Source organism: Streptomyces sp. NPDC002490, assembly GCF_040296045.1.
Classification (GTDB): Bacteria; Actinomycetota; Actinomycetes; order Streptomycetales; family Streptomycetaceae; genus Streptomyces.
Map to the genome: position 1 here is coordinate 88,736 of NZ_JBEOWM010000010.1, position 12,436 is coordinate 101,171.

Genomic DNA, 12,436 nt, shown 5'->3' on the forward strand with positions numbered 1-12,436 from the left:
ACCACGCGGACATGGACCTGCGCCCCGCCGCCCCGGACGCCACCGGCACCGTCGACGACTCGTTCGCCTGGCTGCTGGAGGGCCTGCTCGCCCGCACCCCCGGCGCCCGGCACGCCCTGGTGCTCTCCCGCGACGGCCTCAAGCTGTGTCGCACCCCCGAACTCTCCGTCGACCAGGCCGACCAGTTGGCGGCGATCGCGGCCGGCATCCACTCGCTGTCCCACGGCGCCTCCGTGGAGTTCGGCAACGGCAACGGCGGCGTGCGCTCCGCGATGGCCGAGTTCCACGGCGGCGTGCTGTTCATCGTGGAGGCCGGCCAGGGCGCCCACATCGCCGTCATCGCCGACGAGGACGCGGACGCCGGCCTCGTCGGTCACCACATGAGCGAACTGGTCGACCAACTCGGCGCCCATCTGACGGCCCAGGCCCGTGCGGCGGACGACACGGCGGACGGCGCCCCCAAGGGAGCGCACCCCACCCCCGGCACGTGAGCCGACCCGGCCGGGACGAGGTGCCGGACCGGCTCTACACCCTCACCGGCGGACGCAGCCGGTCGTCGACGGACACCCCCCTCGACCTGGTGACGCTGATCGTCGCGGAGTCCGAGCCGCGCCCCGGGATGCAGTCGGAGCACGCGGCGATCCTGCGCATGTGCCGGCTCCCCACGGCGGTCGTGGAGGTCGCGGCGGACCTCCGGCTGCCGGTGAGCATCACCCGGGTGCTGCTCTCCGACCTGCTCTGCGCGGGCCGGATCAGCGCCCGGCACCCGCGTCCGGCGCGCCCGCGGGAGGGCTTTCCCGATACCGAACTCCTGGAACAGGTGCTCAATGGCCTCCGAAGACTCTGAAGGACCCTGGCCACCCGGCACGCCCGGTCCCCCCGCCGGTCCCCTCGGCGTCCCCGCGGGCCGCTCCTTCCCGCAGGACGACGGGCCCGCGGGCCGGCCGGCCCTGCAACCGACCGCGGAGACCGGGCTCAAGATCGTGGTGGTCGGCGGCTTCGGCGTGGGCAAGACCACCCTGGTCCGCTCGGTGAGCGAGATCCGCCCGTTGAACACGGAGGAGACGCTGTCCCGCGCCGGCGAGGCGGTGGACGACACCGCCGGGGTGAAGGGGAAGTCGGAGACGACGGTCGCCTTCGACTTCGGCCGCATCACGCTCGGCCCGCGCCACGTGCTGTACCTGTTCGGCGCGCCGGGCCAGCCCCGGTTCTGGTTCCTGTGGGACCAGCTCTTCGCCGGGGCGCTGGGCGCGGTGGTGCTGGTGGACACCCGACGGGTGGACGACTGCTGGTACGCCGTGGACCGGCTGGAACAGACCGGGGTGCCCTTCATCGTGGCCCGCAACGACTTCGGCGGGCCCCCGTACACCCCCCGCGAACTCCGCGAGGCGCTGGCCCTGGACCCGGAGGTGCCGGTGATCGACTGCGACGCGCGGTCCCGGGAGTCCGCGGCCCGGGTGCTGATCACCCTGGTCGAGTACCTGACCGCCGCCGCCCGCCGGCCGGGCGGGGACGCATGACCGCGACCGGCCCCGAGGCGGTCGCACCGGTGCCGCTGAGCCTGTTGCGCGGGCCCGGCGCCACCACGGCGCTCCACCACGAGCTGCGCCGCACCCACGGCCCGGTGGCGCCCGTGGTGCTGGACGACGGGGTGCCGGCCTGGCTGGTCCTCGGGTACCGCGAGCTGCACCAGGTGACGGCCGACGCCGAGTTGTTCAGCCGGGACCCGGCGCTGTGGAACCGGCCCGGCACCGTCCCGGACGGCTGGCCGCTGCCGCCGCACACCGGACGGGGCGCGCCGCCCGTGCTGCACACCACCGGACCGCAGCACACCGCCCGGGCGGCGGTGATCGCGCACGCCCTGGCCGCGGAGGACCCGTTCCGGCTGAGAGAGCAGGCGGAACGTTTCGCCGATGAGCTGGTCGACGGGTTCTGCGCCCGGGGGCGGGCCGAGGTGATCGGGCAGTACGCGGTGCCGCTGCCGGTCCGGGTGCTCGCCTGGCTGCTCGGCTTCCCGCCCGGGCTTGCCCCGGAGTTGCAGTCGGCCCTGGAGGCGGTGGCGGGCGGCGGGGAGGGCGCGGTGGAGGGCCGGCGCCGGCTGTCCGCGGCGGTGGTCGAGCTGGTGGTGGAACGCGGCCGGGCCCCGCAGGACGACGTGGCGACCCGGATGCTGGCCGACCCGGCCGGGCTGCCGGAGGAGGAGATCGCCCGGGACCTGACCTTGATGCTGCTCGCCGGGCACCGCCCGACCAGCGACTGGATCGGCAACTCGCTGCGGCTGATGCTGACCGACCACCGGTTCGCGGCCTCGCTCTCCGGCGGACGGCGCAGCGTGGTCGAGGCGATGAACGAGGTGCTGTGGGAGGACCCGCCGGCGCAGAACGTGGCCGGCCGCTGGGCCTCCCGGGACACGGTGCTCGGGGAGCGGCACATCCGGGCCGGGGACCTGGTGGTGCTGGGCTTGGCCGCAGCCAACTCCGACCCGGAGGTGCGGATCGACCGGACCGCGCTGACCGGCGGGAACAACGCCTTCTTCTCGTTCGGGCACGGCGAGCACCGCTGTCCGTTCCCGGCGCGGGAGATCGCCGAGGTGGTGACCCGGGCCGGGATCGAGGTGGTCCTGGACCGGCTGCCGGACCTGGATCTCGCGGTGGCCCCCGAGGAGCTGGCCCGGCGGCCCTCGCCGTGGCTGCGCGGGGTGGCCTCGCTCCCCGTGCGGTTCACCCCGGCGGCAGCGCTCGGCGCCCGCCGTTGACGGACCCGCCGCTTCCCTTGTGTCCGAGATCCGGCGCGTTCGTCTCAGCGGCCGGACACCCCGTTCGGGGGCGTCCGGCGAAGGGCTAGGCTCCGTACGTGGCTGAGATCCAGATTCCCGCTGACATCAAGCCCGCGGACGGCCGTTTCGGCGCGGGCCCCTCCAAGGTGCGGACGGAGGCGCTGGACGCCCTGGCCGCCACCGGCACGTCACTCCTCGGCACCTCCCACCGCCAGGCTCCGGTCAAGGACCTGGTGGGCCGGGTCCGGGACGGCGTGTCCCGACTCTTCGACCTGCCCGAGGGATACGAGGTGATCCTGGGCAACGGCGGCTCCACCGCGTTCTGGGACATCGCGACCCACGGGCTCATCGAGTCCCGCTCCCAGCACCTCACCTTCGGCGAGTTCTCCTCGAAGTTCGCCAAGGCCGCCAAGCTGGCGCCCTGGCTCCAGGACCCGTCCCTGGTCACCGCCGAGCCGGGCACCCACCCGCTGCCGGTCGCCGAGGCCGGCGTGGACGTGTACGCGTACACCCACAACGAGACCTCGACCGGCGTCGCGATGCCGCTGAAGCGGGTCGAGGGCGCCGACGAGGGCGCGCTGGTGCTGGTCGACGCGACCTCCGGCGCGGGCGGCCTGCCGGTGGACGTCAGCGAGACGGACGTCTACTACTTCGCCCCGCAGAAGTCCTTCGCCGCGGACGGCGGACTCTGGCTCGGGGTGTTCTCCCCGGCCGCCGTCGAGCGCGCCGAGCGCATCCACGCCTCCGGGCGGCACATCCCCGAGTTCTTCTCGCTGCCGACCGCGATCGACAACTCGCGCAAGAACCAGACGTACAACACCCCGGCGCTGGCCACCCTGTTCCTGCTCGCCGAGCAGCTGGACTGGATCAACGGCCAGGGCGGTCTGGACTGGGCGGTGCGGCGCACCGCGACCTCCGCCCGGAACCTGTACGGCTGGGCCGAGGCCAGCAAGTACGCCGACCCGTTCGTGGCCGACCCGGCGCAGCGCTCGGCCGTGATCGGCACCATCGACTTCGCGGACGAGGTGGACGCCTCCGCGGTGGCCAAGGCGCTGCGCGCCAACGGCATCGTGGACACCGAGCCGTACCGCAAGCTGGGCCGCAACCAGCTGCGGGTGGCGATGTTCCCGGCCATCGACCCGGCGGACGTCGAGGCGCTGACGCACTGCATCGACTACGTCATCGAGCAGCTCTGACCGTCTGACGGACCACCAGGGGGCGGGCGCCCGGCCGGGCGCCCGCCCCCTTCGTCGTGCCGTCCGCCGCGGCCGGCGGGTCAGCGGCTGAGCCGCTGGAAGCGCCGCACCGCCAGCGGCAGGAAGACCGCCGTCAGCACCAGCGGCCAGACGACCGCCATCAGCACCGCGTTCTGCTCGATCCAGGAGTCTCCGGCCCCGACGGGCGTGCCGAAGAGTTCACGGGAGGCCGCGACGGTGGAGGAGATCGGGTTCCAGGCGGCCACGTGTCCGAGCCAGTCCGGCATGAGCTGGGGCGCGACGAAGATGCTGGAGATCATCGTCAGCGGGAAGGCGACCGCGAAGAGGCCGCCCGCGGCCTCCGGGTTGGGCACCATCAGCCCCAGCAGCACGCCCACCCAGATCAGGCAGAAGCGGAGCAGCAGCAGGAGCCCGAAGGCGCCGAGCGCACCGCCGACCCCGCCGTCCGGACGCCAGCCCATGGCGAGCGCGGTGAGCATCAGGATGGTCAGTTCCGCGCAGGCCACGATCAGATCGGTGACGCCCCGGCCGGAGACCACCGCGGAGGGGGCCATCGGCATGGAGCGGAAGCGGTCGATGACGCCCTTGGTCGCGTCGTAGACGACGACGGTGGCCGTGTTGATAAAGCCGAAGGCCATCGTCATGGCGAACATGCCGGGCATCAGGAAGTCCCGGTAGTCGCCGCCGCCCGGCACCGTCATGGCGCTGCCGAACACGTACCCGTACAGCAGCACCGACAGGATCGGGAAGCCGAGCTGCCAGGCGATGTTCACCGGCTGGCGCTGGTAGTGGGTCAGGCCGCGGCGGACGATGTTCCAGCAGTCCGCGAGGGCCCAGTAGAGCCGGCCGTGCTGCGGCCGGTCGTCCTCCCCGCCCCCCGACGGGGAGGACGCGCCGGCGGTCGCGGCGGGCTTCTCGGTGATGGTCGTCCCCGTCATCGGCGGGCCGTTCCCTTCGGGTCGTCGGTGCGGTCCGCGGGATCGCCCGCGGCTTGGGGCTCCTCCGCGCGCTGTCCGGTGAGGCGCAGGAACACGTCGTCCAGGCTGGGGCGGCGCAGTCCGATGTCCTCGACCTGGACGCCGTCGTCCTGGAGGGTGCGGGCCACCTCGGTGAGGGCGGCCACCCGGTCGACGACGGGGGCGTGCACCCGTCGCTCGTTCGGGTCGGTCTCGGGCTCGCCCGCGCTGACCCGGGCCACCACCCCCGCCGCGTGGGCGAGCTGCGCCGGCTCGGCGACGACGACCTCGATGCGGTCCCCGCCCACGGTGTCCTTCAGCCCGTCCGGGGTGTCGTCGGCGATGGCCCGGCCCCGGTCGATGACGGTGATCCGGGAGGCCAGCTTGTCGGCCTCCTCCAGGTACTGGGTGGTGAGCAGGACCGTGGTGCCGTCCGAGACCAGCCGGCGCACCGAGTCCCACACCTCGCCCCGGCTGCGCGGGTCGAGTCCGGTGGTGGGCTCGTCGAGGAAGAGGACGTCGGGGGTGAGGATCATCGAGGCGGCCAGGTCCAGCCGCCGGCGCATCCCGCCGCTGTACTTGCCGACGCCCCGGTCGGCCGCCTCCGCCAGGTCGAACCGCTCCAGCAGTTCGGTGGCCCGGCGGCGGGCGCCCCGCCCGCCGAGGTGGAAGAGCCGGCCGAACATCTCCAGGTTCTGCCGTCCCGTCAGCACTTCGTCCACCGCCGCGTACTGGCCGGTGAGCCCGATCCGGGCGCGGACCGCCCGCGGGTCCTGGCGCACGTCGATCCCGGCCACCGTGGCCCGGCCGCCGTCCAGGGCGACCAGGGTGGACAGGATGCGCACGGCCGTGGTCTTGCCCGCGCCGTTGGGGCCGAGCAGACCGTGCACGGTCCCCGGGCGCACTTCGAGGTCGAAGCCGGCGAGGGCGTGCTTCTCCCCGTACCTCTTCTGGAGCCCTTCGGCCCGCACCGCATGCGTACTCATCGATTCCACCCCGTGTGGTGCCGTTCGGTCGGTGCCGCGGAGACCCGCGACCATTAACTGGGTACAACGTACCTCATGACGAGTACGGTGTACCCAGTTTTATTTCCGACGGTTTAAACTGCGCTCCATGGAGAGCACCGAGTCCAGCGGCAGCGGCGACATCCAGCGCACCCTCGAACTGCTCTGGGAGCCCGACCGCAGGCCGAGCCGCGGCCCCAAGCCGACCCTCACCGTCGACCGCATCGTGCAGGTGGCGATCCGGATCGCGGACGCCGAGGGCCTGGACGCCGTCTCCATGCGCCGGCTCTCCACCGAACTGGGCACCGGCACCATGTCCCTGTACCGCTACCTCCCCAGCAAGGCCGAACTCCTCGACCTGATGCTGGACCGGGTGCAGGGCCCCGAGGAGGCCGGCGGGCCCGCCGTCGACGACGGGGACTGGCGGACGGCCGTCGAGGACCTGGCCCGCGGCACCCTCGCCGTCTACCAGCGGCACCCCTGGCTGCTCCAGGTCAACCAGGCCCGCCCGGTGCTCGGCCCCGGCACCCTCGACAGCATGGAAGCCACCCTGGGCCGCATCCGCACCATGGGACTGACCGACCCCGAGCTGCTGTCCGTGATCATCATGGTCGACGGGTACGTGTCCGGCGTCGCCCGCACCAACGTCCACGAGGTCGAGGCGGAGCAGCGCAGCGGACTGACCGACAGCGAGTTCTGGGCCGCCCAGACGCCCTACCTGGAAGGCGTCATCGCCAGCGGGCGCTACCCGGTGATGGCCTCCCTCGCCGAGGACACCTTCGGCTCCGCCTTCGACCACTTCGAGTTCGGCCTCCAGTGCCTCCTGGAGGGCCTGGACGTCCTGGTCGAACGACGCCGGACGGGCGGGGACGAGGCCCCGACCGCGCGACCCCACGCCTGTCCCCCGACGCTCCGGCCGGCCGAGGACGCCACCGCGACGGGCTGACCCCGCCCCGGAGCCTCAGCCCCGCCGCGCCCGCCGCACCCCGAAGAACGCGAGCACGCCGAGGGCCAGCAGGACGAAGCCGGTGCTGATCCCCCCGCCGTCCTTCCCGTCGCCGGCCGCGGCCGTGCCGCCCTTGCCGGCCTCCGCCGCCGCGCCGCCGGGCGCCTCGCGCGGCTCCACGTCGCTGGCCAGCCCCTCCGAGCCGTACAGCAGCGTCTTGCCGTCCGGGGTCCAGGCGAGGGACTCGCCCTGCCGCTGGAGCGGCACCCGCAACTGGTCGACGCGCTTGGGCTTGCCCTTCTTCCAGGCGTAGTGGACCCCGCCGAAGTAGCCGCGCAGGGCCAGGTGTTCGCCGTCCGGGGAGAACGCCCCGTCGGTCACCCAGAGGTCGATCGGCCCGACCCGTCGGAAGACGTTGGTCCCGGACGGGGAGAGCTTCTCCGGACCCACGTACAGGGAACCGTTGCCGTCCTGCTTCTTGTCCGCGATGTAGACCCGCCCGGTCTTCGGATGCACCATCAGCGCCTCGGCGTCCCGCGCCCCGTCGGCGTACTTCACCACGTACTGGACGGCCTTGACCGTCCGGTCCACCAGCTTCTTCGGCTCGGGCAGCCGGTAGATCCACACGTGGTTCCAGGTGCCGCCGAGGTTGTCCCCGATGTCCCCGACGTACAGGTCCCCGTCCGGCCCCATCGAGATCGCCTCCACGTCCCGGGGGCGGCCCACCCCGGTCAGCGTGAGCCGGGCCACGGTCTTGCCGCTGCGGGCGTCCACCGCGTACAGGAACGCGCCGTCGTCGCTGTCGTTGTGCGTCCAGTAGATCCCGGGGTGCACCCGGGAGGCGACCAGACCGCTGGACTCCTTGATCCGCGGATCCTCGATGGTGAACCCTTCCGCCCCGGGGTCCCCGGCGGCGGACGCGGGCGCGACGGTGAACGCGGCGGTCAGGACGGCGAGGCAGGCGGCACCGGCCACCGACGGAAGCGAACGCATGCCCCCAAGGGTGCCACCCCCGGGCACCACCCGTCCGGGCCACCGCCCGGGAATGCCCCCACGTACCCCCGACCCCCGAACCCGCGCCCCCTGCGCCCCTCGTCGACGGCCGTGTGCCCTTGCACGGCGCGGGACCGGCCGGGTCAGTCGCCCGGGTCCGGACCGCACCGCCGACCGCACCCGCCGGCTCTCCGCGACCCGGGACACCCGCCGCGGGGAGGCGCACAACCGGCCGGCCACCAAGCGCAGTTCCCCGCGACGACCGGAGGGGGCAGCCCCCGGTCGACCCGCGCCCGCGCCGACGCGGAATGCCCTTGCACACCGCTCCCCCACCCCGTTGGCTGGGGATCATGGAGTACACGCAGCTCGGACGCACCGGCCTCAAGGTCAGCAGGATCGTCCTCGGGACGATGAACTTCGGTCCGCACACAGACGAGGCGAGCAGTCACGCCCTCATGGACGCCGCGCTGGACGCGGGCGTCAACTTCTTCGACACCGCCAACACCTACGGCCGCGACCCCCGGGGGCGCACCGAGACGATCATCGGCGACTGGTTGGCCCGGGGCGGCGGGCGCCGCGACAAGGTGGTCCTGGCGACCAAGGTCTACGGCGGCATGGGCGGCCCGGGCGCCCGGGAATGGCCCAACCACGACCGGCTGTCGGCGCTGAACATCCGCCGTGCGGTCGACGCCAGCCTCCAGCGCCTGCGGACCGACCACATCGACCTCTACCAGTTCCACCACGTCGACCGGAACACCCCGTTCGAGGAGATCTGGCAGGCGATCGACGTCCTGGTGGCCCAGGGCAAGGTGCTGTACGCCGGTTCGTCCAACTTCCCCGGCTACAAGATCGCCCAGGCCAACGAGGCCGCCGCCCGGCACGGCCGGCTGGGGCTGGTGAGCGAGCAGTGCATCTACAACCTGTTCGAACGGCGGGCCGAGATGGAGGTGCTGCCGGCGGCCCGGGAGTACGGGCTCGGGGTGATCCCCTGGTCCCCGCTGCACGGCGGGCTGCTCGGCGGAGTGCTGCGCAAGGAGGCGCAGGGCGAGCGGCGGGCCCGCGGCACCTCCGCCCTGGCGCTGGAGGACCCGGCGGTGCGGACGCGGATCGGGGCCTACGAGGACCTGCTGGCCCGGCACGGGCTGGAGCCCGGCGAGGTGGCCCTCGCCTGGCTGCTGACCCGGCCCGGGGTCACCGGCCCGATCGCCGGCCCGCGCACCGCCGAGCAACTCGACTCGGCACTGCGCGCGGCGGCCCTGACGATCCCGGAGGAGGTGCTGACGGAGCTGGAGACCCTGTTCCCGGGGCCAGGCCCGTCCCCGGAAGCCTTCGCCTGGTAGGCGCGGGGCGAAGGGTGGGGTCCGTCCGCGCGGGGTTCCCGCGGGCGGACCGGGCCGGCGGGCGCGGCTACCCGCCGAACGCCGAGGCGACGGCGACGACGAGGAACATCACGACGAGTACACCGGCCATGATCCGGTTGCGGGTCTTCGGGTTCACGCCGTCGAGCCTAACCGGCCGGGCGGAGCGGAAGCGCGGCGACCGTCTCGTAGCGGGGCCGGGCCCCGGGCACCCTGCCGGTCGGTAGGTTGCTGCGGACCAGGGCCAACTCCTCGACCGTCCACCGGGCGCCGACGAAGTCGGCGAGGGCCTCGGCGTACGGCCCGAGGTCCACGGTGGGGCCGGTGTCCCGGGCGCGGGCCAGCGTCAGGTGCGGACGGTGGCGGCGGTGCTCCCCCGTCGCCAGCCCGGCGCGGCGGGCCGCGGCCTCCGCCCGGTCGGCCAGCAGCCGCAGGGTCGGGGTGTCACCGCGCAACCCGGCCCACAGGGTGCGCCCGCCGAAGGTTCCGGAGCCGGCCAGGGAGAGGGCGAAGGGTTCCGTGCGGTGGGCGGCCCGGGCCAGTCGCCGGGTCAGCTCGGGCACCGCCCCGTCCGGCACCTCACCGTAGAAGGCGAGGGTGAGGTGCCAGCCGGGCCGGCCCGTCCAGCGCAGTGCGTCGTGGCCGGGCAGGTCCCGCAGCGCGTCGACCGCCCGGCCGAGCTCCCCGGCGACGGACGGCGGGGGCAGCACCCCGGCGTAGAGTCTCATGGGCCCAGTGTCCCCGCCGGCCGCCGGCCGGACGGGGTGGTGCGGGCGGTCAGGCGGCGACCAGTTCCCGGCGGCGGGGCACGAACCGCACGTGCTGGTGGCCGCGCCGCAGGTCGACCTGGAGCCGCAGCCCGGCGGCCCGGGCCAGCATCAACCCGACGAACAGGGCGGACACGGCGCAGACGAGTCCGCCCAGGGCGAAGCTGATCCGCACGCCGTAGGCGTCGGTGAGCCAGCCGAACAGCGGCCCGCCCAGCGGGGTGCCGCCGACGAAGACCATCATGTAGAGGCTCATCACCCGGCCCCGCATCTCGGGGTCGGTGGCGAGTTGGACGAACGAGTTGGCCGTGACGTTCACGGTCAGGCCGAGCATGCTGATCACCACGAGCAGCAGCAGGAACGTCCAGAGCGTCGGGGAGTAGGCGGTCACGACCTGGAGGACGCCGAAGACGACGGCCGCCGCGACGAGCATCCGCAGCCGGGTGCTGGAGCGTCGGGCCGCGAGCAGCGCACCGGTCAGCGAACCGGCGGCCATGAGCGTGTTGAACAGGCCGTACATGCCCGAGCCGCCGTCGTAGACGTCATGGGCGTAGGCGCTGAGCCAGATCGGGAAGTTGAAGCCGAAGGTGCCGATGAATCCGATGAGGACGATCGGCCAGATCAGCTCCGGGCGGCTGGACACGTAGGCCAGGCCCTCCCGGAGTTCGCCCTTGCCGCGGGGGCGGCGCGGGGTGGGGTGCAGTTCGGCGGTGCGCATCAGCGCGAGCCCGACGATCGGGGCGAGGAACAGCAGGCCGTTGGCGAGGAAGGCCCAGCCGGGGCCGACCGCGGCGGTCAGGCCGCCCGCGACGGCGGGGCCGACGAGCCGGGCGGACTGGAAGTTGGCGGAGTTCAGGCTGACCGCGTTGCGCACCTGGCCGGGGCCGACCATCTCGGAGACGAAGGACTGTCGGGTCGGGTTGTCCACGACGGTCACCATTCCGGTGAACAGCGCGGTCGCGTACACGTGCCACACCTGGACGTGTCCGCTCAGGGTGAGGACGGCGAGGAAGAGCCCGCCGAGGCCCATGGCGCCCTGCGTGAGGAAGAGGAGGGTCCGCTTGGGGAAGCGGTCGGCGATGACGCCGCCGTAGAGCCCGAACAGGAGCATCGGCAGGAACTGCATCGCCGTGGTGATGCCGACCGCGGTCGAGGAGCCGGTGAGGCTGAGGACCAGCCAGTCCTGGGTGATCCGGGCCATCCAGACGCCGATGTTGGCGACCAGGGCGGCGGTCCAGAACAGTCGGTAGTTGCGTATGCGCAGGGAGGAGAAGGTGCCGCGGCGTCCGCGGTCGGGACGCTCCGTGGACCCTGCGGGGGTGGTCCCCGTGGACCCCGTGGGGTCGGGGCGCTGGTGGTCGGGTCGTGGTGCGGGGGCGGATTCTGCTCCGGGTCCCGTACTCAAAGAGTTCGCCTCCTCGGCTCTGGCTTACAGGTGTGCGAGCTTCTCCAGCACGGGGGCGGCGGCGCGCAGCTTCGCGCGCTCGTCCTCGTCCAGGCCCTCGACCAGACCGGCCAGCCAGGCGTTGCGCCGACGGCGGCTCTCTTCGAGCATGGCTTCGGCCCGCTCGGTCTGGGTGACCACCTTCTGGCGGCGGTCGTCGGGGTGCGGCTCCAGCCTGACCAGGCCCTTTGCTTCCAGGAGTGCGACGATGCGGGTCATCGACGGTGGCTGCACGTGCTCCTTGCGCGCCAGCTCGCCGGGGGTGGCTGAGCCACAGCGGGCGAGAGTGCCGAGCACCGACATCTCCGTCGGGCTGAGCGACTCGTCGACCCGCTGGTGTTTGAGCCGGCGGGACAGTCGCATGACCGCCGAGCGCAGGGCGTTCACCGCTGCCGCGTCGTCGCCATGGGTGAGGTCAGGCATGTTCCTTAGAGTAACTCATTACTCTTTCTAAATACCAGCCGCGAAACCGTGACCTGCGACACGCCCGCCCCCCATCACCCGTACGGGTGAGCGACCGCCGGAAAGTGATACAACCTACCGCCTCGCGCCGGACCCTCGTGTACATGGGGACACATGTGTTGAGCCTACGGATAGACGGTCAGCTGTTGGACCGGCTCCGCGGCCACGCCGCGAAGCGCGGCATGAGCGTGCAGGACTACGTGATCCGGACGCTGGTGCGCGACGACTTCGACGAACGGTTCCACGCGGCGGTCGAGGAGACCGACCGGTTCTACGCCGGCGCCGCCCCCGCCCCGCGCGCCCTCCCCCCGGCCGGCACCGCCCCCACGGACAGCCGACCCGCGGACGCCTCCGCCGCCCCGTCCGACCCCGTCCCTTCGGCCGGGAGAGCCGGAACCCCGGGCACGGCCCGCCCCGGCACCCCGCCCGGCAGCACCCCTCGGGCGACGGGCTCGACCGTCACCGGCACGGGCACGGGACCCCTCGCCCCGGCTCCCGCCCGGACGGCGGGTG

The 12,436-nt window shown here is 73.5% G+C and carries 13 protein-coding genes and 1 pseudogene; 8 read left to right on the forward strand and 6 right to left on the reverse strand.

Annotation, left to right across the window (positions count from 1 at the left end; genetic code table 11):
• Positions 1-11 precede the first annotated feature (11 nt).
• From ABT092_RS09025 to serC, 5 genes are all read left to right on the forward strand, one after another.
• Positions 12-491 (forward strand): roadblock/LC7 domain-containing protein, encoded by a 480-nt coding sequence (locus ABT092_RS09025; RefSeq protein WP_351241584.1) that lies wholly within the window; start codon positions 12-14, stop codon positions 489-491.
• A complete protein-coding gene (locus ABT092_RS09030) occupies positions 488-847 on the forward strand; it encodes a DUF742 domain-containing protein (protein ID WP_351241428.1) in 360 nt (119 codons plus the stop codon). Before ABT092_RS09025 ends, ABT092_RS09030 begins: the two co-directional genes overlap by 4 nt.
• Entirely contained in the window at positions 828-1,520 is a 693-nt protein-coding gene (locus ABT092_RS09035) for a GTP-binding protein (protein ID WP_451362649.1), read from the forward strand. The genes ABT092_RS09030 and ABT092_RS09035 overlap by 20 nt, the downstream gene beginning before the upstream one ends.
• Entirely contained in the window at positions 1,517-2,755 is a 1,239-nt protein-coding gene (locus tag ABT092_RS09040; RefSeq protein ID WP_351241430.1) for a cytochrome P450 family protein, read from the forward strand. Before ABT092_RS09035 ends, ABT092_RS09040 begins: the two co-directional genes overlap by 4 nt.
• 98 nt (positions 2,756-2,853) lie before the next feature.
• Positions 2,854-3,972 carry a phosphoserine transaminase gene (serC, locus tag ABT092_RS09045; protein ID WP_351241432.1) on the forward strand — a complete coding sequence of 373 codons (1,119 nt, stop codon included), beginning with the start codon at positions 2,854-2,856 and terminating at the stop codon, positions 3,970-3,972.
• 80 nt (positions 3,973-4,052) lie between these two features.
• Here the strand turns inward: serC and ABT092_RS09050 are convergent, their stop codons facing one another.
• Both ABT092_RS09050 and ABT092_RS09055 read right to left on the reverse strand, forming a co-directional pair.
• Positions 4,053-4,931, reverse strand: coding sequence for an ABC transporter permease (locus tag ABT092_RS09050; protein WP_351241434.1), 879 nt, complete (start codon positions 4,929-4,931; stop codon positions 4,053-4,055).
• Positions 4,928-5,935 (reverse strand): ATP-binding cassette domain-containing protein, encoded by a 1,008-nt coding sequence (locus ABT092_RS09055; RefSeq protein ID WP_351241436.1) that lies wholly within the window; start codon positions 5,933-5,935, stop codon positions 4,928-4,930. The genes ABT092_RS09050 and ABT092_RS09055 overlap by 4 nt, the downstream gene beginning before the upstream one ends.
• 127 nt (positions 5,936-6,062) lie before the next feature.
• On the opposite strand from ABT092_RS09055, the gene ABT092_RS09060 reads away from it, so the two are divergent.
• The gene (locus ABT092_RS09060; RefSeq protein WP_351241438.1) at positions 6,063-6,899 is read left to right on the forward strand and encodes a TetR/AcrR family transcriptional regulator; all 837 of its coding nucleotides are present in this window, start codon (positions 6,063-6,065) and stop codon (positions 6,897-6,899) included.
• Positions 6,900-6,914: 15 nt separating this feature from the next.
• Here ABT092_RS09060 and ABT092_RS09065 read toward each other — a convergent pair whose 3' ends face one another.
• A complete protein-coding gene (locus ABT092_RS09065) occupies positions 6,915-7,892 on the reverse strand; it encodes a WD40 repeat domain-containing protein (RefSeq protein ID WP_351241440.1) in 978 nt (325 codons plus the stop codon).
• Positions 7,893-8,242: 350 nt separating this feature from the next.
• Between ABT092_RS09065 and ABT092_RS09070 the strand changes: the two genes are divergently transcribed.
• Complete coding sequence (locus ABT092_RS09070) at positions 8,243-9,232, forward strand: aldo/keto reductase (protein WP_351241442.1); 990 nt, start codon at positions 8,243-8,245, stop codon at positions 9,230-9,232.
• Between the two features lie 167 nt (positions 9,233-9,399).
• Here ABT092_RS09070 and thpR read toward each other — a convergent pair whose 3' ends face one another.
• From thpR to ABT092_RS09085, 3 genes are read right to left on the reverse strand one after another with little or no spacing between them, the layout of a single operon-like run.
• On the reverse strand, positions 9,400-9,978 hold the full coding sequence (gene thpR / locus ABT092_RS09075) for an RNA 2',3'-cyclic phosphodiesterase (RefSeq protein ID WP_351241444.1): 579 nt from the start codon (positions 9,976-9,978) through the stop codon (positions 9,400-9,402).
• Positions 9,979-10,027: 49 nt separating this feature from the next.
• Positions 10,028-11,422: an MFS transporter gene (locus ABT092_RS09080; RefSeq protein ID WP_351241446.1), complete on the reverse strand. Its 1,395-nt coding sequence runs from the start codon at positions 11,420-11,422 to the stop codon at positions 10,028-10,030.
• A 24-nt stretch (positions 11,423-11,446) separates the two neighbouring features.
• Positions 11,447-11,884, reverse strand: a complete 438-nt coding sequence (locus tag ABT092_RS09085; protein ID WP_351241448.1) for a MarR family winged helix-turn-helix transcriptional regulator — start codon at positions 11,882-11,884, stop codon at positions 11,447-11,449.
• A 143-nt stretch (positions 11,885-12,027) separates the two neighbouring features.
• Here ABT092_RS09085 and ABT092_RS09090 point away from each other — a divergent pair.
• Positions 12,028-12,198, forward strand: a pseudogene (locus ABT092_RS09090) (ribbon-helix-helix protein, CopG family); the annotation flags it as partial.
• Between the last annotated feature and the right edge of the window lie 238 nt (positions 12,199-12,436).